This window comes from Limnothrix redekei LRLZ20PSL1, assembly GCF_043235035.1.
GTDB lineage: Bacteria > Cyanobacteriota > Cyanobacteriia > CACIAM-69d > CACIAM-69d > CACIAM-69d.
This window is the reverse complement of record NZ_JAZAQF010000075.1, coordinates 1-22,722: the sequence shown is the minus strand read 5'-3', so window position 1 is coordinate 22,722 and position 22,722 is coordinate 1. Positions and strand designations below refer to the sequence as shown.

22 protein-coding genes are annotated in these 22,722 nt (G+C 56.8%); 11 read left to right on the top strand and 11 right to left on the bottom strand.

The genetic code is table 11. The features are described from left to right. Positions 1-229: 229 nt before the first annotated feature. Positions 230-370 carry a hypothetical protein gene (locus tag VPK24_RS12695; RefSeq protein ID WP_393013862.1) on the bottom strand — a complete coding sequence of 47 codons (141 nt, stop codon included), beginning with the start codon at positions 368-370 and terminating at the stop codon, positions 230-232. Between the two features lie 165 nt (positions 371-535). Between VPK24_RS12695 and VPK24_RS12690 the strand changes: the two genes are divergently transcribed. After that, positions 536-1,699, top strand: a complete 1,164-nt coding sequence (locus VPK24_RS12690) for a GuaB3 family IMP dehydrogenase-related protein (protein WP_190529078.1) — start codon at positions 536-538, stop codon at positions 1,697-1,699. Positions 1,700-2,241: 542 nt separating this feature from the next. Here the strand turns inward: VPK24_RS12690 and VPK24_RS12685 are convergent. The 4 genes from VPK24_RS12685 to VPK24_RS12670 form a co-directional block, all read right to left on the bottom strand. Beyond that, on the bottom strand, positions 2,242-3,081 hold the full coding sequence (locus VPK24_RS12685) for a nitrate ABC transporter ATP-binding protein (protein ID WP_099531717.1): 840 nt from the start codon (positions 3,079-3,081) through the stop codon (positions 2,242-2,244). A 165-nt stretch (positions 3,082-3,246) separates the two neighbouring features. Next, positions 3,247-5,244, bottom strand: a complete 1,998-nt coding sequence (locus VPK24_RS12680) for an ABC transporter ATP-binding/substrate-binding protein (RefSeq protein WP_393013860.1) — start codon at positions 5,242-5,244, stop codon at positions 3,247-3,249. An 80-nt stretch (positions 5,245-5,324) separates the two neighbouring features. Next, on the bottom strand, positions 5,325-6,161 hold the full coding sequence (ntrB, locus tag VPK24_RS12675; protein ID WP_393013858.1) for a nitrate ABC transporter permease: 837 nt from the start codon (positions 6,159-6,161) through the stop codon (positions 5,325-5,327). Positions 6,162-6,265: 104 nt separating this feature from the next. Continuing rightward, positions 6,266-7,639: a CmpA/NrtA family ABC transporter substrate-binding protein gene (locus VPK24_RS12670; RefSeq protein ID WP_393013856.1), complete on the bottom strand. Its 1,374-nt coding sequence runs from the start codon at positions 7,637-7,639 to the stop codon at positions 6,266-6,268. 616 nt (positions 7,640-8,255) lie between these two features. On the opposite strand from VPK24_RS12670, the gene VPK24_RS12665 reads away from it, so the two are divergent. Further along, positions 8,256-8,510, top strand: a complete 255-nt coding sequence (locus VPK24_RS12665; protein ID WP_099531721.1) for a hypothetical protein — start codon at positions 8,256-8,258, stop codon at positions 8,508-8,510. Between the two features lie 71 nt (positions 8,511-8,581). Here the strand turns inward: VPK24_RS12665 and VPK24_RS12660 are convergent, their stop codons facing one another. Beyond that, positions 8,582-8,863, bottom strand: a complete 282-nt coding sequence (locus VPK24_RS12660) for a hypothetical protein (RefSeq protein WP_393013854.1) — start codon at positions 8,861-8,863, stop codon at positions 8,582-8,584. A 153-nt stretch (positions 8,864-9,016) separates the two neighbouring features. Between VPK24_RS12660 and mltA the strand changes: the two genes are divergently transcribed. From mltA to VPK24_RS12640, 4 genes are all read left to right on the top strand, one after another. Beyond that, positions 9,017-10,234: a murein transglycosylase A gene (mltA, locus tag VPK24_RS12655; RefSeq protein WP_393013852.1), complete on the top strand. Its 1,218-nt coding sequence runs from the start codon at positions 9,017-9,019 to the stop codon at positions 10,232-10,234. 71 nt (positions 10,235-10,305) lie between these two features. Further along, on the top strand, positions 10,306-10,800 hold the full coding sequence (locus VPK24_RS12650) for a hypothetical protein (protein WP_393013851.1): 495 nt from the start codon (positions 10,306-10,308) through the stop codon (positions 10,798-10,800). A gap of 61 nt (positions 10,801-10,861) precedes the next feature. Beyond that, a complete protein-coding gene (gene murD, locus VPK24_RS12645) occupies positions 10,862-12,232 on the top strand; it encodes a UDP-N-acetylmuramoyl-L-alanine--D-glutamate ligase (RefSeq protein WP_393013849.1) in 1,371 nt (456 codons plus the stop codon). 499 nt (positions 12,233-12,731) lie between these two features. Continuing rightward, a complete protein-coding gene (locus VPK24_RS12640) occupies positions 12,732-12,920 on the top strand; it encodes a hypothetical protein (RefSeq protein ID WP_393013847.1) in 189 nt (62 codons plus the stop codon). A gap of 25 nt (positions 12,921-12,945) precedes the next feature. Here VPK24_RS12640 and VPK24_RS12635 read toward each other — a convergent pair whose 3' ends face one another. Next, positions 12,946-13,740 (bottom strand): TIGR01548 family HAD-type hydrolase, encoded by a 795-nt coding sequence (locus VPK24_RS12635; protein ID WP_393013845.1) that lies wholly within the window; start codon positions 13,738-13,740, stop codon positions 12,946-12,948. 314 nt (positions 13,741-14,054) lie between these two features. On the opposite strand from VPK24_RS12635, the gene VPK24_RS12630 reads away from it, so the two are divergent. From VPK24_RS12630 to aguB, 3 genes are all read left to right on the top strand, one after another. After that, entirely contained in the window at positions 14,055-14,354 is a 300-nt protein-coding gene (locus tag VPK24_RS12630) for a 30S ribosomal protein PSRP-3 (protein ID WP_099531728.1), read from the top strand. Positions 14,355-14,937: 583 nt separating this feature from the next. After that, positions 14,938-15,990: an agmatine deiminase family protein gene (locus tag VPK24_RS12625; RefSeq protein WP_393013843.1), complete on the top strand. Its 1,053-nt coding sequence runs from the start codon at positions 14,938-14,940 to the stop codon at positions 15,988-15,990. Positions 15,991-15,992: 2 nt separating this feature from the next. Then, positions 15,993-16,853: an N-carbamoylputrescine amidase gene (aguB, locus tag VPK24_RS12620; protein ID WP_393013841.1), complete on the top strand. Its 861-nt coding sequence runs from the start codon at positions 15,993-15,995 to the stop codon at positions 16,851-16,853. Between the two features lie 563 nt (positions 16,854-17,416). Here the strand turns inward: aguB and pirA are convergent. Further along, positions 17,417-17,578: an arginine synthesis PII-interacting regulator PirA gene (gene pirA / locus VPK24_RS12615; protein WP_190354042.1), complete on the bottom strand. Its 162-nt coding sequence runs from the start codon at positions 17,576-17,578 to the stop codon at positions 17,417-17,419. Positions 17,579-17,871: 293 nt separating this feature from the next. On the opposite strand from pirA, the gene VPK24_RS12610 reads away from it, so the two are divergent. Then, positions 17,872-18,717, top strand: a complete 846-nt coding sequence (locus tag VPK24_RS12610; RefSeq protein ID WP_393013839.1) for an SAM hydrolase/SAM-dependent halogenase family protein — start codon at positions 17,872-17,874, stop codon at positions 18,715-18,717. Here the strand turns inward: VPK24_RS12610 and VPK24_RS12605 are convergent. Then, the gene (locus VPK24_RS12605) at positions 18,709-20,898 is read right to left on the bottom strand and encodes a caspase family protein (RefSeq protein WP_393013837.1); all 2,190 of its coding nucleotides are present in this window, start codon (positions 20,896-20,898) and stop codon (positions 18,709-18,711) included. The genes VPK24_RS12610 and VPK24_RS12605 overlap by 9 nt on opposite strands. 117 nt (positions 20,899-21,015) lie before the next feature. Between VPK24_RS12605 and VPK24_RS12600 the strand changes: the two genes are divergently transcribed. After that, on the top strand, positions 21,016-21,669 hold the full coding sequence (locus VPK24_RS12600; RefSeq protein WP_393013864.1) for a class I SAM-dependent methyltransferase: 654 nt from the start codon (positions 21,016-21,018) through the stop codon (positions 21,667-21,669). A gap of 73 nt (positions 21,670-21,742) precedes the next feature. On the opposite strand, the gene VPK24_RS12595 is transcribed toward VPK24_RS12600, so the two are convergent. Then, positions 21,743-22,426, bottom strand: coding sequence for a hypothetical protein (locus VPK24_RS12595; RefSeq protein WP_393013835.1), 684 nt, complete (start codon positions 22,424-22,426; stop codon positions 21,743-21,745). After that, on the bottom strand, positions 22,423-22,722 hold a 300-nt coding region (locus tag VPK24_RS12590; RefSeq protein WP_393013833.1), incomplete at its 5' end, for a DUF3318 domain-containing protein. The genes VPK24_RS12595 and VPK24_RS12590, both read right to left, overlap by 4 nt.

Sequence of the window (22,722 nt, the reverse complement as noted above, 5' to 3'; positions counted from 1 at the left end):
AAACTTCAGCGGCTTCGGCACCGGCCCGCTGGGCTAAATCGAGTAATTGCTCCGGTTCGATCGCACCTGTGGCGATTCCGTTGGTTGCAGAAACTTCCGGCCACTCAGCAGCACCCATAGGGCAATTCACAGGGGCAATCGTAACAACATCACTGCGGCTTTTGGGATTAGCACAGGGTCGGCCAGGGGCCGGCCAACACCAAGGGAGCCACGCGGGCAACCCCTCATTTCACCAGCGATCGTGCGCCAGCAAAACCGCGCCAGACCGCAACGCTGCCCCAAATTGTACCGTTGCGGGGGCCGTGCAACCCGCCCATTCCCGGCCCAGTCCTCCGAAAGTCAAGGGGGCGATCGCGAATCGATCGCCCAAGATTCTAGAAGCGATCGCGCCGTCTGCTAGATTTGATACCCTAGCTGGAATACATTTCGCCAAACCGCTCAATCACCCCTCGAATTCGCTCTGCAAAACGAATTCTAGGGTTATCTATATGAGCGATCGCAAACCTCGATTCGAGCCAAGGAGCAAGCAAGCGCAGTGGACATTCAATTGGGACGAGGCAAAACCGCTCGCCGGGCCTACGGTATTGATGAAATCGCCCTGGTGCCGGGGGGCCGCACCGTTGATCCAAACGTCACCGATACCCGCTGGACGATCGGCGGCATCGAACGCACGATCCCGATTATTGCCAGCGCCATGGACGGCGTGGTGGATGTCCAAACCGCCATCAAGCTGGCCCAGTTGGGGGCATTGGGCGTGTTGAACCTGGAAGGGATCCAAACCCGCTACGACGATCCCGAACCGATCCTCGATCGGATTGCCTCCGTCGGCAAAGACGAATTCGTGCCCTTGATGCAAGAACTCTACGCCGAACCGATCAAAGAAGCCTTGATTGCTAAGCGAATTCAGGAAATGAAGGCCGGCGGCGGCATCGCAGCCGTCAGCGCTACCCCGATCGCCGCCCAAAAATTTGGCAGCGTGATCGCCGAAGCCGGAGCCGACATCCTCTTTATCCAAGCCACCGTCGTTTCCACCAACCACGTCTCCCCCGAAGGCGTGACCCCGCTGGACTTGGCAAAATTCTGCAAAGAAATGCCGATGCCCGTGGCCCTGGGCAACTGCGTCACCTACGAAGTGACCCTGCAACTGTTGGAAGCTGGAGCCGCCGCCGTGTTGGTGGGGATTGGCCCCGGCGCGGCCTGTACCTCGCGCGGGGTGCTGGGCATTGGCGTGCCCCAAGCGACTGCCGTGGCCGACTGCGTGGCCGCTCGCGACGAATTCTACGCCAAGACCGGTCAATACGTGCCGATCATCGCTGACGGTGGCTTGGTGACCGGCGGCGATATCTGCAAGTGCATCGCCTGCGGAGCCGATGCGGTGATGATTGGCTCGCCGTTCGCACGGGCGGCCGGTGCGCCGGGTCGTGGGTTCCACTGGGGCATGGCCACGCCTAGCCCCGTGCTGCCGCGCGGCACGCGAATCAAGGTGGGCACGACGGGAACCCTGGAAGAAATCCTGATCGGCCCCGCGAAGTTGGACGATGGAACCCACAACCTGTTGGGCGCACTGAAGACCAGCATGGGCACCCTGGGCGCGAGCACCCTGAAGGAAATGCAGCAAGTGGAGGTGGCCGTTGCGCCGTCGCTGTTGACCGAGGGCAAGGTGTACCAGAAGGCTCAACAGTTGGGCATGGGCAAATAGTCGATCGCCTGCTGAGGTTGTCGATTCGTCTCAATTTATAGGGCGATCGGCCACAATCCTTATCGAGAGGCAAACTCAGCGTATAGAATAGAGGTATAGCGGAGACGCATGTTTCCGTTCACTCCTCACACCACACTCCGCTCGAACAAGCTTCGGGCGGTTTTTTAATGCTTTTGAATCGTTTGAAGCATGTGCGATCGCTGTTCTACCAATTTCGGAGCTGGATTTTGAACAGTCGAGAACATTAACCATTGTCGTAGGGGCAGGTTTCAAACCTGCCCCTACCGAAATTGTGGAAATTAGCGAGTTTTTGGTTGCACCTCGTATCTGTGAAAACTGCTTTAGAGATTGACAAAAGTAAAGAAAATTCAGTCCATGATGAGCTGCCTTGATGCTGCTCAATACTTCATTATCTCTGAAGAAAATCCCACAAGAATCTGTTGAACTGATTTGTTGTTGATTAAGAAAATCCCCGATCGCCCTGGTGGGGCAAACGGGGATAGCCAAGCTATTGAGGAGAAAACTGAGAAAATCGATCGCGCCTATTCGTCGTCGTGGGCGTAACGATTGAACAGGTAATCGAGGGCGTAGTTCCGCAGATCGTAGTAGCGCGGATCTTCCATGATCAGATCCCGATCGCGTGGGCGATCGAACGGAATTTCCATCACTTCCCCGATTTTTGCAGAAGGGCCGTTGGTCATCATCACCAACTTATCGGCCAAGAAGAGCGCCTCATCAATGTCGTGAGTGATCATCAACACCGTGCAGCGGCGACCACTCCAAATTTTCAGCAATTCTTCTTGGAGTTCTTCCTTGGTGATCGCATCCAGCGCACCAAAGGGTTCATCGAGAATCAACACTTCCGGTTGAATAGAAAGGGCGCGGGCGATCGAAACCCGCTGCTTCATACCCCCGGAAATTTGCGGTGGCTTCTTTTCCATGGCTTCGCTGAGACCCACCATGGCCAGGTTGTCGCGAGCCATAGCACGCTTTTCCCGTTCAGGCTTTTCGGGAAACACCGCATCGATCGCTAGATAGACGTTTTCAAACACCGTCAACCAGGGCAACAGGGCATAGTTTTGGAACACCACCATTCGATCGGGCCCGGGCTTTTTGATGTCTTGACCCTTGAGGCGCACAGTGCCGTGGGTGGGCTGGGCAAACCCAGAAACCATGCTCAACAGGGTCGATTTCCCGCAACCGGAGTGACCGATGACGCAAATAAATTCGCCCTCATTAACGGTGAGGTTCACCCCATCCAAAACGACATAGGGGCCTTTACCGGTGGGGTAGGTTTTGTTAACCCCTTTGAACTCTAGAAAGGGCGTGCCGGAAGACTGGAGCGGCGCAACTTTTTGAGCGCTGTTGGTGGCGATCGACATCCTAAAAACCTCCGACGAATCGGTTAATTCGGATTGCAAACTGAAGCGATGTGGATTGGTAGGGGCGCACCGCCGTGCGCCCAATATCCTGATAGTTGGCTAGTTGCAGAAGCTGGTTGCAGACAAGGGGCTTAAGCCCCTTGCCCCCCACCCATGAATGGGGATTTACGCAGCCAAGATTCGTGGCGGATCGAGGTGAACTTCGGCGATCGAGATGTTGGCCTTAATCGCCAGGCTGTTCAGGTAGCTGATCGGGTCTTCCGCGTCGAAGGCCGAGCCATCAAACAGTTCGATCGCTCCGCGCCGGAACTTCTCATCCAGCAAGCCCAGCTCCCGAGCCGCAATGCTGTAGGTGGTTGGGCGCACCACGCGCTCCAGCACTTCCAGCCAGTTGCGCGGGAAAGGCACATCACCCCAACGCGCCATCTGCGCCATCATCCACAGGTGCTCCGTGCGGCTGGGACGGTTCGCCCCTTCGCCATAGAACCAGTGGTGGGCATATTCGATCGGGTTGCCCAGGTCGCAGGTCAGCTCCTTTGGATCGCCCAGGTGGATGTATTCCTCGCGAGTGCCCACGTAGGCGCGATCGCTCAGGATTTTGCGGACTTCCAAGTGGTTTGCCGGGTCGGCGCAGTAGCGGCAGGCATCCAGCAGCGCCTTTACCAGGGCCACGTGGGTGTTGGGGTAGGCGTTGGCCCAGTCTTCGCGCACACCCAGGATTTTGCCCGGGTGCCCTTGCCAGATTTCCAGGTCGGTGGCGATCGTCACGCCCACGCCTTCCATAGCGGCCCGCAGGTTCCAAGGCGAACCGACGCAATAGCCGTCAATGCTGCCCGCTTTCAAATCCACCACCATTTGGGCCGGCGGAATCGTTTCCAAATGCACATCATGATCGGGATCAATTTCGTTGGCTGCCAGCCAATAACGCAGCAGCAAATTGTGCATCGAAGAGGGGTGAACCATCCCCAAAATGTGAGACTTACCCGGCGTTTCCCGCAGCAGCTTTTTGAAGTCAGCGGCGGTTTGAATGCCCGCATCAAACAGCTTTTTGGAAAGGGTGACGGCGTTCCCGTTGCGGCTCATGGTCAGGGAAGTAACCGTGGGCAAGGAGCGATTTTCATGGCCACCAACGGTTAACCAAACGGGCATTCCCGAGGGCATTTGGGCTGCGTCAATGTAGCCACCGGCAATCCCGTCTACAATGCCGCGCCAACTGGTTTCCCGCACCAGGTTGACTTCATCAAGACCGTATTTTTCAAAGAAGCCCTTTTCCTTGGCTACAGCCAGGGGGGCGCAGGCAGTGAGGGGCAAAAAACCGATTTCCAAATTGACTTTTTCCAAGCCATGTTTGGCGACCACTTCCACCTTGCGGGCGCGAATCTTTTTCACCCGTTTCTGTTGGTTTAGGAAGTAGATCATTTCCGATCGCAGCTTGTAGTAGCTGGGGTGTTCCACTACTTCCATCCGCTTGCGGGGGCGGGGAATATCCACGTCCAAAATTTGCCCAATCTTGGAGCCAGGGCCGTTGGTAAGCATCACGATCCGATCGCTCAACAACACCGCCTCATCCACATCGTGGGTCACCATCACGGCGGTGACTTGGTTTTCCTCGCAAATTTGCATCAGCTTTTCTTGCAAATTCCCGCGAGTCAAAGCATCCAACGCGCCGAAGGGTTCATCCAACAGCAACAGCTTGGGCTTGAGGGCCAAGGCACGGGCGATCGCCACCCGTTGTTTCATCCCGCCGGACAGTTGACCGGGGCGCTTTTCAGCGGCTTGTTTTAAACCCACCATATCAATGTGAGTTTGCACCATGGCATCGCGCTCGGCCTTGGGCAAATCACCCATTACTTCATCGACAGCCAAGGCGATGTTTTCGCGGGCGGTCAACCAGGGCAGTAGCGAATAGTTTTGGAACACCACCATCCGATCGGGCCCGGGTTTTCTAATCCGTTGCCCTTCCAGGGTGACGAGGCCATCGGTAGGAAAATCCAACCCAGAAATCATATTCAGCAGGGTGGATTTGCCGCAGCCGGAGTGACCAATTAGGGAAACGAATTCACCCTTTTTGATGGTTAGGTCAATGCCCTTGAGGGCAAGATATTCACCTTGGTTGAGGGGAAAGACTTTTTCGAGATTCTCGATCGCAACGAATGCACTCATGGGGCAATCCTCTAAAAACCAGCGGAGGGAATAGGTAGGGGCGCAACGCTTGCGCCCTTGGAAACTGGCGATTGACCGATTTATTCCGGCAGGATCAGGGTTTGGATGTAGGCAACAGCGCGATCGAGAATCAAGCCCACAGCTCCGATGTAAACCACACCCAAAATGATTTCGCTGACGTAGTTTTGCTGATAGGCATCCCAGATGAAGAAGCCGATACCCAACGTGCCACCAATCACGATTTCAGCCGCGATAATTGCCAACCAAGACAGACCGATCGCAATCCGCAAACCCGTGAAGATGTAGGGCAGGGCCGAGGGAAATAGAATCTTGAAGAAGAAGGTTTTTTGCTTCAGTTGTAACACCTGCTTGACGTTGATGTAGTCCTGGGGAATTTGCTTCACGCCCACCGTGGTGTTAATCAAAATCGGCCAAACAGCGGTCACAAAAATCACGAAGATGGCGGAGATTTCCGGTTGCTGGAACGTCACCAGGGCGATCGGAACCCACGCCAGCGGTGCAATCATTCGCAAGAACTGAAACACCGGATCCAAGGCCTTGTCAATGGCCGGTGAAAGGCCCACTACAATTCCCAATGAAATGCCAACCACTGAGGCGATCGCATAGCCCTGGGCCACGCGCACCAGACTCGCCATCGTTTGCCAAAACAGACCCTTGTCTAACCCGCCGCGATCGTAGAAGGGATAGAGCAGCAGGGTGCGGGTGCGATCGTCGGTGAACACGCTCAGGGGGCCGGGCAACCGGGTCACACCCGACCAAGCAATCAGTTGCCAAATGGTCAGGAATCCCAAAATCCCGATCGCGGGTAACAGAACCGTGCTGCCATTTTTCTGCAGCCATTGTTCAAAGGCGGAGGGCTTGGAAATGCCGTTCGATCGAGATACGGAAGGTGCCATGGTGATTTCTCTCGACGGTCGAAAAAGGAAGTTGAATGAAGCGAAATTCAACCAATTGGGTGTGTGAGTCGTCCTGAAGGAGTCGGTTCCTTGGGAGCGAATTCCTAAGCCTTAATGGCCAAGCTCTTGAGGTAATCTTCGGGCTTTTCAGGATCGAATTTGATGCCGTCAAAGAAGGTTTCTACCCCACGAGAAGGACTGTTGGGTACATCGGTGATCCCAGCTTCCTTGGCAGCTTCTAGCCAAATACTGTCGCGATTGACCCGTTCAACTAAATCCTTCGCCTTAGCGATCGTGAAGCCATAATCCTTGTGAAAGCCCCAACGAATGGTTTCCGTGAGGAACCAAAGATCGTGGCTCTTGTAGGGATAGGAAACACTCCCGATCGGGTCTTTCCAATAGAGCGGGCCCTTGTTGAAATCGTTGATCTCAGGCTTGCCATCTCCCATGGCATATTTGCCTGAGAAAGGCGGCTCCAGAATGTTGGCAGGAATGTTGAAATAGTTCCGACCGGAAACAATTTTCACCAATTCTGCGCGATTTTCGGGCTTGTCGCACCATTGCTGGGCTTCCATGATCCCCTTCAGCAATGCCTTGGTGGCCTTGGGGTTGGCATCTGCCCAATCGGCCCGCATCGCAAAATATTCTTCAGGATGGTAGGGCCACATTTCGGTGATCAAACAAGACATAAACCCAATCTTGTCGTTCACAATTCGATAGGGCCAGGGGTCACCGGTACTGAAGGCATCCATCGTCCCGATCCGCATCCCTTGCACGGTTTCTGGCGGGGGAACAGCGAGCAAATCAATGTCCTGATTGGGGTCAATCCCACCGGCTGCAAACCAATAGCGAATCCAGAAATCTTGGTTTACGTTGGGAAAGGTGTGAGCTGCTTTGAATTTGCGACCATTAGCCTTGGCATAGTCCTTGATATAGGCTTGAGCGTTTTTGAGATCTAAGCCCAATCCTTTACCGGCATTTTTGCCAGAAACAGCGATACCATTGGCGTTGGTCACCAGTTGGGCCAACACATACATGGGCACTTTTTTGCCGTTGGTGATGATGCCCTCGGTGATTAAGTGGGGCATGGGCATTTGCCACTGACCCCCATCAACCCCACCCGCTTGGGAACCGATCACCACGTTGTCGCGAGCGGCGGCCCAGTTGGCTTGCTTGGACACCTCCACTTCGGTCATGCCGTACTTGGCAAAAAAGCCTTTTTCCTTGGCAATGATCAGTGGTGCAGATTCGGCGATCGGGATGTAACTCAGCTTGGCTTTGGTGACTTCCGGGGTGGTTTCCGGGGTCAGGGCTGCGGGACTGGCGGCACTGGTGGGCGATCCTCCGGCCGGACTCGCGGCAGTGCCACCGGTTTCTGGGGGATTTCCCAAACATCCTTTTAAAAGAATGGAGCCTGCGGCGGAGGCTCCAGCGGTCAATAGAAAGCGACGACGCGAAAATCCGAACTCATCAGACATGGCGCTAGCAACCTTAAGTGAAAGTTGAGCACAACAAATCGGGCGATCAAGGGGTCGCCAAATTTGTCATGAGTTGTGAAAAAGCCGATCGCTAAGAGCCAAGGAAATTTAAATCGGAGCTTGATGATGGGTTCTGAATCCCGCTTGTCAAGCGCCTTCCCGCTTTAGCAACTTCAGACATGCTAAAGGTTCTTTCATAAAAAGTCTAGATACTTGACCGGCTCGGGAATAATAAAAACTAAATTATTTTCATAAGCTTATCTTTATAATCTTTTCGTTGAAAACAAGTTTTGATTATCTTAATTAATTCTCACAATCGAAGATTTCACGAATTTCACAATTTAGCTAATCGATCGAGTCAAGCTGCGTTATGGATACCCCGGCTGATGCCTTGGCTGCCCCGATCGATCAGCCGCTCCACAAGGGCAGGGCTTTAAACCCTTTTTTTTGGTAAAGTCTGGGCAAGCTCCATGATTACGGTGGCCAATTGCGGGTCACTGGTTGTTTGGGGCGATCGCCGCTGGCAACCAAGCTGCCTCGGAATGAATGTTGATGAGTATGTTGATGGGTAGTTTGCTGCGGCAGCAGTTGTTGTTGTTATAAGGATCCCGGGCCGATGCCGAGAACACCTGATGAGTTTGCGGTGCATATCCTGTTGGCGGGCGGTCACCGCGAGGAAGTTCGCTTCCGCACGATTCAAGACTTCCAAAAGTGGTACAGCACGGACTTGGTTCCGAAGCAGGACTCTTCGGCCTTCATTAGCGTGCCCATCCAAAATCTCCAGGGTGAATATATGGTGGTGCGACCATCGCAGGTGTTAGGTATCCGGGTGGAACCGGTGTTTAACTCCAGCATTGATCGATCGTTTTAAGGATGCCTGGGAAGCCAAAGCTGCTCCTTTGTGGGTCTCCTCGATCGACTAGGAGTTCTTGAGCAGTCGCTTCAGGGGCGATCGCGGTTGAACGGCGGTTGGCCATTGGTCTCAAAACTGGTGTGGCAATGCAATGGAACGATCGAGGAAGCAATTCCCCGATCGGGGCTTGCGCGATCACCCGCCAGTCTGATAGCAATAGTCCGTCGATCCCCAATCCGATCGCCCCTGAGCCGATCGCTGTCGCCCCATGCTGATCGGGGATCGCGATTGCTCCTCACCGCTTCACCCCAACCACCCCCATGAGTCTGAAAGATTTCCTGAAAGATGTCTTGTGCCATCGCTTCCGCCATCGCTCCGCTCAATCCGCTCAATCCGATCAATCTGAGCTAAGGGCTAAGTTCGATGACCTGGCCATCAATCGCCGTTCTGGCCATCATGCCGCTCCCAAGTTTGGTTACTGGGGGGCGGTTTTTAGTCTGAGTTCTCTTCTGGGTTCTCTGGCGTTGAGCGGTTCCACCTTCAGCGGTTCCACCTTCAGCGGTTCCACCTTCAGCGGTTCCACGGCCCTGGCTCAGGCCACCACTCGACCCACTCCGCCCCCTCTGCACCAGGGAGAAACCCCTCTCTCACCAGCGGAACAGCGGATTCCCCTGCGGCCGGTACAGGCGCGATCGATTGCGGGTCTGTTGGGCTTAGATGAGCAACTGTTCGGCCGATCGGGCGATCGCCGTAACCTGTTGCAATCGATCGACCACAGCTTGCGCTATTTGCAATCGCCAGCGGCCGCCACGGCTTACCAAAACTATCCCGTTGCCGGCATTACGCGCGATCGGGTGTTGCGGAGTGTGCGGCGGTTTCGGCAACTGGTGACCCAGGCGCGATCGGCCCGCGAGTTGGCCACCTTGGTCGATCGGGAATTCATGCTCTACCAATCGATCGGGCGGGATGGCAACGGTGATGTTTTCTTCACGGGCTATTACGAACCGATTTATCGTGCCAGCCGCACCCCCTCCGCCACCTATCGCTATCCGATTTATCGGGAACCGGCCGACTTGGCCAGTTGGCGCACCCCCATGCCCACCCGCGAAGTCCTGGAAGGCAAAGATGGCCAAGGCACCAACAGCCCCCTGCGCGGTCAGGAAATTGCTTGGTTAAGCGATCGCCTAGAAGCCTTTTTGGTGCATATCCAAGGCTCGGCCCGGCTGCAATTGCCCGATGGCAACGTGATCACCGTCGGCTATGCCAACCACAACGGCTATGGCTACACCAGCGTGGGCCGCGAGCTGGCCAAAGATGGCAAGCTGCCCTTTGAAGGGTTGACTCTGCCGGTGATGATTCGCTATTTCCGCCAAAATCCCCAGGAATTGGATAACTACTTGCCCCGCAATACGCGGTTTATCTTCTTCCGGGAAACCTTTGGCGCACCGGCCACAGGAACCTTGGGTGTGCCCGTTACGCCCGATCGCTCGATCGCCACCGATCGCTCCCTGATGCCCCCCGGAGCCTTGGCTTTGGTCAACACAACGCTGCCCTATGCCAGCGCGGACGGGCGCGTGGTGAATCGCAACGTCAGCCGGTTTGTGTTGGATCAAGACACCGGCAGCGCCATGATTGGCCCCGGCCGAGCCGACTACTTCATGGGCACGGGCCCGATCGCCGGGAATCGAGCCGGGGTCACCGGGTCGCGCGGCCGGCTCTACTACCTGTTGCTGAAAAATTAGTTGCTAAGAAATTAGTTGCTAAAAAATTAGCAATTGTCCGCAAGCAGTTGGCAACCATTCGGAGATCGGCCATGAGCAACCAAGGGCTGAATGGGGCAGGGCCCCTGTCCCACGAACAGGTCACCCAATGGATTGGAGAAATTCAAGCCCTCAAACAACAGGTGACCGACCTGAAACGCGATCGGGATGCGGCCTACCAGGCCGCCGACGCTTGGCAAGCCCGTTACACCACGGAAGCCCAACAACGCCGAGCCGATCGGGAACAGTTTCAGCAACAACAGACCCGGCTGCAAGGGGAAGTCGATCGGCTGCGCGGAAATCCCGATGCAGTGCTGGACGGGTGGGAACCGCTGGGAGAGGCTGCCAGCACCGGGGCCGCCCTGCCCGCCAGCACTCCGGCCGCCCTGGCCGAGGCTCAAATTGAATGTCGGCAACTGCGCGAGCAACTGGCACAACTAGTACGGCAGCTCCAGGCAGAACGGGAAGCCCACGATCGCACCCGACGGGATTTGACCACGGCCTTGGGCGATGCGATCGATGCCTTGGAACGGGAACGGCAGCGCTAACAGCGGTTCAAAAACAGCAGTTCAGAAACAGCAGTTCAGAAACAAAACGGGAGCGTTGAGCGTGCAAACGGCTTGGATTGTGGGATTGGGTAAATCTGGAGTGGCGGCGGCGCAACTGTTGGCGGCCCAAGGCTGGCAGGTGACCGTGAGCGATCGGGGAACGGGCGATCGCCTGGCCCCGATCGAAGCCACACTCACCCAGTTGGGCATCCAAGTCCGATTGGGCGACACCTTCAACCCCGACCCGATCGAGCCGCGACCGGATTTAGTGGTGGTCAGTCCCGGCGTGCCTTGGGATAGCCCCGGCGTGGCCCGGGCCCGGGCGCTCGGCATCGACACGATCGGGGAAATGGAGTTGGCTTGGCGCAACCTGCAACAGACCCCTTGGGTGGCCATCACTGGCACCAACGGCAAAACCACCACCACCGCCCTCACGGCCGCCATCTTTCAAGCGGCCGGCCTAAAAGCGCCCGCCTGCGGCAACATTGGAGCCGCCGCCTGTGGCTTGGCCCTGCCGGAAGCTGACCCGATCGATTGGGTGATTGCCGAAGTCAGCAGCTACCAAATTGAATCCTCCCAAAACCTGGCCCCCAAAATTGGCATTTGGACCACCTTCACCCCCGACCACCTGGCTCGCCACTATAGCCTAGATAACTACTTCAACATCAAAGCCAGCCTGATCGATCGAGCGGCCCTGCAAATTTTGAACGGTGACGATCCGGCCCTGCGGGCCCAGGCGATCGCCCCCTATCCCAACGCCATTTGGACGAGCGTGGCCGGGCGTGACCAGTTGCCCGCCAACCCCGATCGGGGGGCTTGGGTCGAAGACGGTTGGGCCGTGGTGGCTGGCCAAGCGATCGTGCCCGTGAGCGCCCTGGCCATGACCGGCCGCCACAACCAACAAAACCTGCTGATGGCCGTGGCTGCGGCCCACTACGCTGGCATTGCCCCGGAAACCATTGCCCAGGCGGTGCGCGACTTTCCCGGCGTGCCCCATCGTCTGGAGCGGGTGGGCAGTTGGCAAGGCATCGACTTCATCAACGACAGCAAAGCCACCAATTACGACGCGGCCGAAGTGGGGCTGAAGGCGGTGGCCCAACCGGCGATCCTGATTGCGGGCGGCGAGGCCAAAGAAGGGGACGATCGCGCCTGGATTTCGGCCATTCAGTCCCGAGCCGCCGCCGTTTTGCTCATTGGCAGCGCGGCCGAAACCTTCCAAGCCAATCTGCAAGCGGCTGGCTATGGGGCCACGGAAATTGTGGAAACGCTCGATCGGGCAGTGCCCCGGGCCGCCGAGTTGGCCAAAGCACACGAGGCCCCGATCGTCTTGTTGTCGCCTGCCTGTGCCAGCTTTGACCAGTTCCCGAATTTTGAAGTTCGGGGCGATCATTTCCGCCAATGTTGTCTCGATTGGATTGCCCAACAAAGCTAAAAGACGGTTTGGCTTTGATTAGTTAATTCGACCGATCGCCTGGGGGTCGATCGAGCGCCCAGGGCCCGACGATCGCTTCACCTTGTTGTTCTTTTTCTGCCAATTCCAAATTCAGCGCCAACAGTTTTTCCAAAATGTCATCGCTGGCTTTGAATCCGTAGGCTTTCAGGACGGATTGATCAAGCCTGTAGGGTGGAAAATTATCAAAATTCTCTGACCTCAAATGAAAATATTATTGCCATTTCTATTTCTGTTAGGAAGCCTAACCGTAAGCGAACTAATATCTAAAAATCCCAGCTTTGGTTATTTGACGCAAACTCAGAAGACTCAACCTTCTAGAATTAATCTGTCAGGAATTTGGGAAGGTGACTATACGTGCAATCAAGGTCAAACCCGACTAAAACTCGATCTGAGAATTGATTCATTAGAGAGAGTAAAAGCTATCTTTTATTTCTCTGCTCACCCCCATAATCCTTCCATACCCTCCGGGTCTTTTGAGATGCAAGGCTTTTACAGGAGGCTTGATTCAGGTCGTGCTTGGCTCAGCTTGGGTGGTACTCGTTGGATTAATCAGCCTTCAGGTTATGAAATGGTCGGGTTGAGCGGGATTGTCTTTCTAGATGAACAGCGCATTATTGGTGATGTGGTCTATCCAGGATGCAAAAACTTCAACCTGAGACGGATGTAAACGCTACCGCCATCAATCACCGCAGTTAATGCCAATCTCGAATTCGATCGCCCGTTAATTCCGTCACCGACGACAACACAACATCTGCGCCATTGGCCTTCAAAGTGGCAGTGTAGCGATCGCGCGTGGCCGAATCAACCAGGGCATGGGGCGGCAAAATGCCCACCGCAATCCAACGGCGATCGGGGGCGATTTTGCGCGCATTCAGCACCGTTTGCATGTCCGCCGCCGTGTCGCCCGCATAAATCACCGGCAGTTGCAACCCGGCCGGTTCCAGGCGATCGACCACCATTTGCAAGCCCGTGGGGTCAGGTTTTTCCGGCGCATCATTCATGGCCACCAACACCGGATCAATTAGCCCCACCCGCTGAGTTAAAACAAAATTGGCCGAGGCTGGTGTAGCGCCGCTAAAAAATCCCCAGCCCATTTGGGCCGCGGTGAGCTGTTCAAAATAGGCGCGATCGACCAGCAGCGGTTCATCGCAAATGTAGCCCGTCCAACTGCTGGGATCTTCGGGGTTGGGGCCGCGATATCGCTTTTGGAAAAACAAGACCAATTCGTCATAGTTCAGGGCCAATTCTGCGCGCGATCGCCCCTGACTTTCCCAAAATCGATAGACAAATTCCTGAGAGGCTAACCAATCGTTATTCCAAGATCCTTCGGCTTTAATCGCGTCAATGTCCGCCATCGTCGGGCGAAATTGGCCATCGGTGAAGGCTTCCACCGTGTCCGCCAAGGCGCGGCGGTAGGACTGGCCCACATCCCGAATTACGCCATCAATGTCAAAAACCGCGATCGCCTGGAGAGAATTGGAAGTCATGGAAAGGGTCAATCAACAGAATAATCTGCAATCCTGTTTCAACAGCCGCAACCATATCATGGCGACATCGCGGCGACATTATGGCGATCTCGTGGCGACCTGGGGGGCCTGTGGCGATGATCCGATCGCTGCTAATTACGGAAAGGCGATCGTCAACCGCCCCCTTGCGGTACGATAGACTGCTGTGCTGTCGTCAGTTGCGATCGCCCTGGACGAGTTGAAGACCCGCTGGAGTCGCGTAAATTTCGTCTGAAGATCCCGACTGGCCGAACCCTTGCCAAATACCCGTAGCAGTCGATCTTGGAGGCATCAGCTTGTCGAAGTTTATTTTAAAGGTTCTCTGGCTTGAAGAAAACGTCGCTTTGGCGGTGGATCAAGTTGTGGGCAAAGGAACCAGCCCGCTGACGGCCTATTTCTTCTGGCCGCGGAACGATGCGTGGGAACAACTGAAGTCGGAGCTGGAATCCAAGCATTGGATTTCGGAGTCCGATCGGGTGGAATTGTTGAACCGCGCCACGGAAATCATCAACTACTGGCAAGAAGAAGGGCGCAAGCGTCCTTTGGCCGAAGCCCAAGACAAATTTCCCGATTTGGTGTTCACGGGCAGCAACTAGTGAGCAATGGGGGGCGATCGGGCTGCAAAGCCGTCGATCAATCCCCATTGAATCGCTGTTTTCGATCAGCGCGGTGGCCTTGGGGCGATCGCGCTTGATTTTTGGCTAAGTTTCGCTCGATCCATTGGGCATTGATTTGGGCATTGATTAAGGTTGAAGACGGCGGCTTAACCGGTTGTTCACCTCGATCGGCTAGGGTGAATGCAGCATTGGATCGGTTTGGCCCCGCCAACCAGACAAGGGGCTTAAGGCGTGTCATCAAAATCCCCAAAACCCGAATTGTCGCGTCCTCCTAGCCAATCAATCGTAGGGGCGGGGTCTCCCCGCCCAAACCCCGCAATCCCTGTTCCGGTGGTGAATCGGTTGGGAGCGATCGCCCGGGTCAGGGTTGGGAGACCCAACCCCTACGGGACGGAATTGATGACAAACCCTAGGCCCCTTCTGACCAATTCGGACATCCAGTTTGCTAGTCCACGGATGGGCGTGCGGCGGTGCGCCCCTACGAAATGTGTTTGATCGCCATTTCCAACCGCCATTTCCAATCGTTTGATCATCTTCAGTCCTGCAATTCTCATCACGTCCCATGTATTTCCCTCCTGAATGGCACGAACATGCGGCGGTTTGGTTGGCTTGGCCCAGCCATCCCGATTTGTGGCTCGATGCCTATCGCGATGTGCAATCGGAGGTGTTGGGTCTGGCGCGGGCGATCGCCGATTGCGACCCTGCCACCGGCCAGCCGCGTGGGGAAGCGCTACACGTGCTCGCCTGCGGTTCGGCCCAGGTGGCGGAAGCCCAAGCCGCCCTGGAACCCTTGGGAGCCACAATTTACGACGAACCCTTTGGGGATATTTGGTTGCGGGACACGGGGCCGCTGTTTTTGCGCGACAGCCTAGGAGAACCGGTGGCGATCGGGTTTCGGTTCAATGGTTGGGGCGGCAAATATCTGCTCGACCATGACGACTCGGTGGCGGAACGGATCGCCCTGCAATCGGGGGTGGATTTTTTGCCCCATCCTTGGACGTTGGAAGGCGGGGCGATCGACCACGACGGTGAAGGCACGCTGCTGACCACCCGCCAATGCTTGCTGAACCCCAACCGCAACCCCGACCTCTCCCAAGCGGACATCGAAGCCAAGCTGAAATCCAACTTGGGCGTTGAGCAAATCATTTGGCTGGGCGATGGGCTGCAAAACGACCACACCGATGGCCATGTGGACAATTTGGCGCGGTTTGTGGCTCCGGGAACGGTGGTGTGCATGGAACCCAGCGGCCCCGATGATCCCAACCGGGAGGCGCTCCTAGAGGCGATCGCCACCCTCAAGGCGGCGCGGGATGCCAAGGGCCGGGCGATCGAGGTGCTAACGATTCCGTCGCCGGGTCGCGTAGAAGACGAGGAAGGCGAGCTGATGGCCGCCAGCTATGTCAATTTCTATATCAGCAATACGCGGGTGATTGTGCCCCAATATGGCTCGCCCTTTGATGGGGCGGCGGTGGCGGCCTTGCAGGCGATCGCCCAGGATTTGCGCAAGGTTTGGGGCGATCGGGAAGTCATCGGTTTACCCGCCAAAAATATCCTGCAAGGGGGTGGCTCGTTCCACTGCATTTCCCAACAGCAACCCTTTTTCTCACACCAGTAATCATGACCACCCATCGCACCGTCACCGTTGCTGCCCTGCAAGATGCCTTTGAAACCTGGAACTTGCAGGACAATATCGATCGCGTTGTGGCCGCCGCTCGTCAAGCAGCTAGCCAAGGCGCGCAAGTAATTTTGCCGCCGGAATTATTTCAAGGGCCCTATTTTTGCAAAGAAGAACGGGCGGAGTTTTTCGCTTCGGCGTACCCCGCCACGGAACATCCGGCGGTGGTGGCCATGCAACAGGTGGCGCGGGAAACGGGCACGGTGATTCCCACCTCAATTTTTGAGCGCGACGGCCAGCACTACTACAACAGCTTGGTGACGATCGACGCGGACGGCTCGATCCTCGGTCTCTACCGCAAGAGCCACATTCCCGACGGCCCCGGCTACGAAGAAAAGTTCTATTTCCGGGCGGGCAATACGGGCTTTCAGGTTTGGCACACCCGATTTGGCTGCCTCGGTGTGGGCATTTGTTGGGATCAGTGGTTCCCGGAATGTGCCCGATCGATGGTGTTGATGGGGGCGGAGGTGCTGCTGTATCCCACGGCGATCGGCTCGGAACCCCAGGAGCCAAACCTGGATACGCGGCCCCTATGGATGCGGGCCATGTTGGGCCATGCGGTTTGTAATGTCGTGCCCGTGGTGGCGGCCAACCGAATTGGCAATGAAGAGGGGCAAAAGTTCTACGGCACGAGTTTTATTTGCGACCACCGAGGCGAGCTGCTGACCCAAGGGGCGATCGATCAGCCCGAAATTCTGATGGCTCAGTTGGATTTGACTCAGACGGCGCTCGATCGGGCCAGTTTTGGTTTCTTCCGCGATCGCCGGCCCGAGTTCTATGGGGCGCTGACGGAATCCGCCTAAGGCAACCATCTGCACAACCGCCTGGGTCGCTGGTTCGTGGCCGACCTCCACGGATCGCAATCTCGATCGAAACTGATTAGACCTCTTGCACGAATTAACCCCCTCTGATCAAGATGGGCTAATTAACGATCATTTCGTAGGTTGGGTTGAGGTACGAAACCCAACAACAGCAAAGCTTGCAGTGATCGAGTGGGGTTTCACAAAGCTCAACCCAACCTACGGAACAACCCAGTGTTTGAGTGTTTTTCAGTCAATCAGGGATCTGGGAGCGGGATTTGGGATGAGGTTCTTGATTGATGCAAGAGGTCTATTGATCGAAACCCGCTTGGGACGCATCCGATCGCGGATCTTTGGGCTGCGGAGAGAACTGCTGAAAGCAGCCCAAACACAAAGCTGCCCAGGTTTTTGACCCAGGCAGCTCTGATGTGATGACTTTTCATTGGAAGATCAGACGGGTAGGCACTCGCGACAACGAAGAACCCAAGCGCCGATCGGCAAGCGATTCTGAACAAATTGAATCAGCTCTTACAAATTGAATCAGCTCTTAATTGACGGATTGACAGTTATTTCAGGTACTCAGCTTCGGCTTCGAGGCTACGAACCAAATCGTTGTCACCCTTGGCGCGAGCCACTTCAATGCGGTGTTCCAGCAGCTTGCGCAGATTTTCGCGGTGAACTTGCGCAACTTGGGCGGGGTTGGGGCGATTGCGGCGGATTCCAAACATGGCTAGGAAACGATCGACGAAAGGTGGATAGGGGTTGAGAGTGCCTGGGACGATCGTTGAAGTGACCAACCAGACGACAGAAGGCGCGAATGCTGCGATGATTCAGCTTGCAGAAGCCAATCATTAGCTTCGGCTGGCGACACTAGCCACTCCTGAGAGGGCCTTCCATTGCTAAGATAGCGTGATTTTGATTCAGAAAGTATCAGCTATTACAGAAAATTTATTTTTTTTCAGAATCGATTCAAGTAACTGATGTTCAAATGATGTTCAAGGCCCCCATATTCCAGTAACCCATGGACTTTTCCTCAACAGCTCCCCTCACCGCTTGGCTAGCCCCGCCTCGGCCGATCGCCCTGCTGACGGACTTTGGCACGGCCGATGGCTATGCGGGGGTGCTGAAGGGGGTGATTGCCCAGGTCAATCCCGCCATTCCAACCATTGATCTAACTCATCAAATTCCCCCTCAGGATTTGTGGGCGGCGCGGTTCGTGTTGGCCAATTCGGCGGCAGCGTTTCCGTTGGGGACGGTGTTCTTGGCGGTGGTGGATCCGGGAGTGGGGGGCGAACGGCGGCCGATCGCGATCGCCTTCGATCGGGGCTGGTTGGTGGGCCCAGACAATGGCCTTTGGAGTGGTCTGTTGGCGCAATTTCCGGCGGAGTCGGTCGTGGTGCTGACCCAACGTAACTTTTGGCGACTGCCGAACCCGAGCCACACATTCCACGGCCGCGATATTTTTGCGGCCGTGGCGGCCCATTTGGCCAATGGGGTTCCGTTGGCGGATTTGGGTAACCCGATCGACCCGGCTAGTTTGGTGAATTTGCCGTTGCCGGGTTTGGTGTCCCATCCGGCGGCCGGGGCCAATCCGGCCAGCCTGGAGGGGGTGGTGCAGCATGTGGATCACTTTGGCAATCTGATTTCCACCATTCCGGCCCAACGGGTGAGCGATCGCCCCTGGCGGGTGCGTATTGGCGAGCAACTGATTCCTTCGCAACTCACCTACAGCAGCCGATCGCTCCATGACTTTGTGGCGCTGGTGGGTAGCCATGATTGGGTGGAGGTGGCCTGTGCGGGGGGGAATGCGGCCCAACGGTTGAATCTGAATCGGGGCGATCGAATCCTGGTGGAGTTTCTAAATTAACCGAAAGGGCAATTCCCAGGCCATCCATTGCCGACAGTCGAGAGTATAGCTATCGGGGCTGGGCGATCGACTGGGGGGCGCAGCATGATTCACGCTGATTTGCTGGAGGTCTTCCAGTAGTTGACGCGCAAGGGCCAGCGGTTGGGCTAGGGGCCACAGGCGATCGCTCTCACCGGTTTGCAGGTTCGGCAAGTTGGCCTGCACCCGCTCCAGGGGATCTCGACTGAGCCACACCAACAGAAATCCCAAGCCCCGACTGGGGGAAGCGGGCCAACTGAGGGTTTGGTGACTGTTTGGGGCCAAAAGGGTTTGGCCCGGTTCCGCACCTTGTGCCAGGGTGGCTCGTCCCAGGGAATCCAGTTGCAACACCAAGGCCCACAGGGGAACGGTTCCAGCATTTTCCAGGGTGAGTTGGGGCCGGCTGCCGCTGGCGAAGGTGGCCGGGGCGATCGAACCGTTGGGGCCGATCGCACCGCCAGCGTTGGGCAAAGTGCTCCATTGCAGAAGGGGGCGATCGGGCGTTTCCAAAGCCGCCAGGGTGATGCGCACGGGCCAACCGGCTCCCTGATTCAGCGTGGCCCGCCAAAGTTTCCGCGCCAACAAACTATGCAATTGTGGCCCTAACCGTTGCACGGCGGTTTTGAGCGCTTCGCCACTTTCGCCCACCGTGTTGGGCCAGAGGGTTTGGCCCGGTCGCCAGAGGCCATAGGCGGTTTTGGTTTCGTCTCCACTGGGGTCAGGATTGGCAGTGGGGCGGGCAGCCCGGGCAAACCAAGCATCGATCGCCCGGTTGTCGGGATTCACCACCGTCACATGGGACAAGGCATCAAAGGCGCTGGTGGCATCAATCCGCTCAATGCGCTCAAAGTTTGGGTCGAGAGCCACCTGTAGCTCCAAGTTGCGGGCTAGAATACGCCACCGTTCCCGCACAAGTTGCCCCGATTGCCAGGCGAAGGCCTCAATCGGGCGATCGCGGCTGTCTTCGACCACGGGTTGCCCGATCGCCCGCCAACCATTGCGGCTGGTGATGCGCAGTCCCCCAACCCAGGCTATGTCATCCGCTGGGTTCGTGGCTGCGGGTTCCAGAATGAGACCCTGGGTTGCGCCCGCCAACACCGCAGGGGCCAAACCGGCCAAGCTCACCGTCACCGTACGATTCACCGAATCCGCGGTCAAGACTGTGCCTGCGCTGGGCCCCGCTGCTGTGGCCAACCATTGCCCCAAATTTTCCCCAATGTTTTCCCCAATATTCTCCCGAATTGCGGCGGCCCCCAGCCGTTGGGCGATCGGCTGTTGCTGGCCCCCTTGATCCGTAACCTGGGCGGCAGTGTGAGCCAGGTCAAACCACAGGGTGCTGGCGGGGAGGCTGTTCCAAAGTTGTTGCACCAAGGCCCAGGTGAAGGCCCCGGCCACAAATCCCGATTGGGGCAATTCCAGGGCGGGGCGATCGGGCTGGCTGGCTCGCAACCACCACCCGCTGGCGGCGTCCGATCGCCCCGATCGGACGCGGCGTAACTGTTGCTGCCAAGCCAGTTCTTCCGGATCCAGAGCACCGGGGGTGAGCACCGGGCGCGATCGATGGCGAACCCAAGCTTGGGCCGGAGCAGGGGCAAATCCCGCATCCACAACGCCCAGCACCCGTTCCGTGGGCAGCGATCGCAGCCAGTCTTGAATCGTGACTTCGCTCCAATCGCGCAGGGGGGCGATCGGCTCTGAAGGGGTCGCCGCCTCACGGGTTCCGACGGCCAAATGGCCATCCACCGGAACCAACAGGCCCGTTCCATCGGCCAACAGGCCCCCATAGCCGCTGAATTGCCACACCACTGCATCACCGGCCCGGAGTCCCGCCGCGCAGTCTTTCAATGCCGCTTGCCATTGGGCCCGCCCCGCCGCCCGATCGGTCAAGGTCACCACATCCGCCGCCCGAAAGCCCAACCGCGAAGTTAGGAGTTCTTGCCAGAGGGCCACATCATTCAGGCAACCTTCCAAGGCCACCGAGGCCGCGTTGGGGGCGATCGCCGCCGGTTCGTATTGATTAATGCCAATTAACAGGGCCTTGCGCCGGCCGGTTGGTTCCGCCAACACTTGCGCCACCCGTTGGGCTGCGATCGCCTCTGCCAGCCCCCATCCGGCCAGCGCCGCTCCCGATCGCCCCAAAAAGTCTCGTCGCGAAAGTGCCATAGCTTTCAACTCGCCGCCGTCCGCCTCATCCTAGCGCGGTGATTCCCCGGCTCAACCAGCAATTTTCTGTACCCTAGTATTGATTGCTCATTTCTATCGCTTTTCTGCCCGATCATGATGCTGCTCCGTCCCGACGATCGCACCAAACTCGATGACAGCAACGACAACTTTTTTTACCAAGACCCACGGTTGGTAACCCACGTGGATGAGGGGTTTATTGATCGGCTGACTCAGCTCTATGGCCAACAACTGCAACCCAACACCAAGATTCTGGATTTGATGAGCAGTTGGGTTTCCCATTTACCGGAAAATTTAACGTTTGCGGAGGTGGTGGGCCATGGGATGAATGCGGCGGAATTGGCCAAAAATCCTCGGCTCGATCGCTCCATTGTGCAGAACTTAAATGTAGATTTGAAACTTCCCTTTGAGGATGCCTATTTTGATGCGGTTTTGAATACGGTTTCCGTGCAATATTTGCAATATCCGGAAGCAATTTTCAGTGAAATTCATCGCATTCTGAAACCCAGCGGCGTTGCCATTGTCAGTTTTTCCAATCGGATGTTTTATCAAAAGGCGATCGCAGCCTGGCGCGATCGCTCCGAAACCGATCGAGTGGCCCTGGTTTGTGAATATTTCAACCATGTGCCCGGCTTTGGCAAACCGAAATACATAATCGAGCGATCGAGTGGGCCCGCCTTCCTGAAAATGTTGGGGCTAGGCGGTGGTGATCCGTTCTATGCCGTCATTGCCCAACGGGAACCGGTTGCTTAGATTGCTTGATTTGGGATCGCTTGATTTGAGATCAATTCCTGGGGATTAACTCACGGGAACTCAATCCTTGGGGTTAATCCACAGGGGCGAGATCAGGGAGATCGGGTGAATTAGCCGGTTCAGCGGGGACGGGATCGATCGGGCGGAAGGATTGGAAAAAGGCCCGAGATTCCGGCCAACCCATCGATGACTCCGCCGCCGTGGTGCCAAAAACCAGCACAAATAATTGGCTATAGGCGGGGCGAAAAATGGCGCGGGCTTCGTATTGAATGCCGCGCTTATTTTGAAAGGAAAATTTGAGAGCTGGCCATTGGCTCGATCGCACCCATTCCGATCGTTGAACCCGTTCGGCCCCAAACTGCAACGCCACCCCCGTGGCCACATGCTGAAGGTAATGTTGCAACGAGCTGGAATTGGCGGAATCAATGGCCGGCCCCGCCTGATCACCCCTGGCGTAATAGAACCGCGTGCCGCCGTCGTAGTGAGCAGAAACCCAAGGATCCGTTGAGCTGTCGGGTATGGCCGGAAACCAAATTTGAAAACTGCGATTGGGTGCTTGGTACTGATACCCCGCCGTGCCCGTTGGGGTGGGGCTGGCTGTCTCCGTGGCCGTCAGCTCCGCCGTTGGCCCGGGGGCCCTGTCTGGAACTGAAACCCCCGGGTTCGATCGACCACAGGCCCCCAGGCCCCCACCGAGGCCCACCGCCAGCACCACTGGCACCAGGGCAACCCGTCGCACCAATAGCCTAGGTATCATGACTCATGCCGGAGGGGAGATAAACCGGCGATCGCGCGTAAGCGTTGACAACGAAGCAATTCCAAAAACTCCATGCCCGGTCGCCGCTCCAATTGGGCCACCGCTTCAATGCCTTCGAGCAACAACCGGGCCGCTTCCGGTTCTTCGTAGCCCCGACGCACCGCCACCGCGATCGCATCGAGATCCACTTCCAATTCCCGCTCGGTTCGCTGGTTGTTGCGCCAAATTTGCCAGCCGGCCAAGCCCGCCAGCCCACCGGAAGCCACCGCCCCCAATGCATCGCCTTGGCTAATTTG

Coding starts and splice junctions, on each gene's coding strand:
- VPK24_RS12685 (WP_099531717.1), bottom strand. CDS start 3,081: ATGTCGATCGCCACCAACAGCGCTCAAAAAGTTGCGCCGCTCCAGTCT.
- VPK24_RS12680 (WP_393013860.1), bottom strand. CDS start 5,244: ATGAGTGCATTCGTTGCGATCGAGAATCTCGAAAAAGTCTTTCCCCTC.
- ntrB (WP_393013858.1), bottom strand. CDS start 6,161: ATGGCACCTTCCGTATCTCGATCGAACGGCATTTCCAAGCCCTCCGCC.
- VPK24_RS12670 (WP_393013856.1), bottom strand. CDS start 7,639: ATGTCTGATGAGTTCGGATTTTCGCGTCGTCGCTTTCTATTGACCGCT.
- VPK24_RS12665 (WP_099531721.1), top strand. CDS start 8,256: ATGCCGAGAACACCTGATGAGTTTGCGGTGCATATCCTGTTGGCGGGC.
- VPK24_RS12660 (WP_393013854.1), bottom strand. CDS start 8,863: ATGGCGGAAGCGATGGCACAAGACATCTTTCAGGAAATCTTTCAGACT.
- VPK24_RS12650 (WP_393013851.1), top strand. CDS start 10,306: ATGAGCAACCAAGGGCTGAATGGGGCAGGGCCCCTGTCCCACGAACAG.
- VPK24_RS12640 (WP_393013847.1), top strand. CDS start 12,732: ATGCAAGGCTTTTACAGGAGGCTTGATTCAGGTCGTGCTTGGCTCAGC.
- VPK24_RS12635 (WP_393013845.1), bottom strand. CDS start 13,740: ATGACTTCCAATTCTCTCCAGGCGATCGCGGTTTTTGACATTGATGGC.
- VPK24_RS12625 (WP_393013843.1), top strand. CDS start 14,938: ATGTATTTCCCTCCTGAATGGCACGAACATGCGGCGGTTTGGTTGGCT.
- aguB (WP_393013841.1), top strand. CDS start 15,993: ATGACCACCCATCGCACCGTCACCGTTGCTGCCCTGCAAGATGCCTTT.
- pirA (WP_190354042.1), bottom strand. CDS start 17,578: ATGTTTGGAATCCGCCGCAATCGCCCCAACCCCGCCCAAGTTGCGCAA.
- VPK24_RS12610 (WP_393013839.1), top strand. CDS start 17,872: ATGGACTTTTCCTCAACAGCTCCCCTCACCGCTTGGCTAGCCCCGCCT.
- VPK24_RS12605 (WP_393013837.1), bottom strand. CDS start 20,898: ATGGCACTTTCGCGACGAGACTTTTTGGGGCGATCGGGAGCGGCGCTG.
- VPK24_RS12600 (WP_393013864.1), top strand. CDS start 21,016: ATGCTGCTCCGTCCCGACGATCGCACCAAACTCGATGACAGCAACGAC.
- VPK24_RS12595 (WP_393013835.1), bottom strand. CDS start 22,426: ATGATACCTAGGCTATTGGTGCGACGGGTTGCCCTGGTGCCAGTGGTG.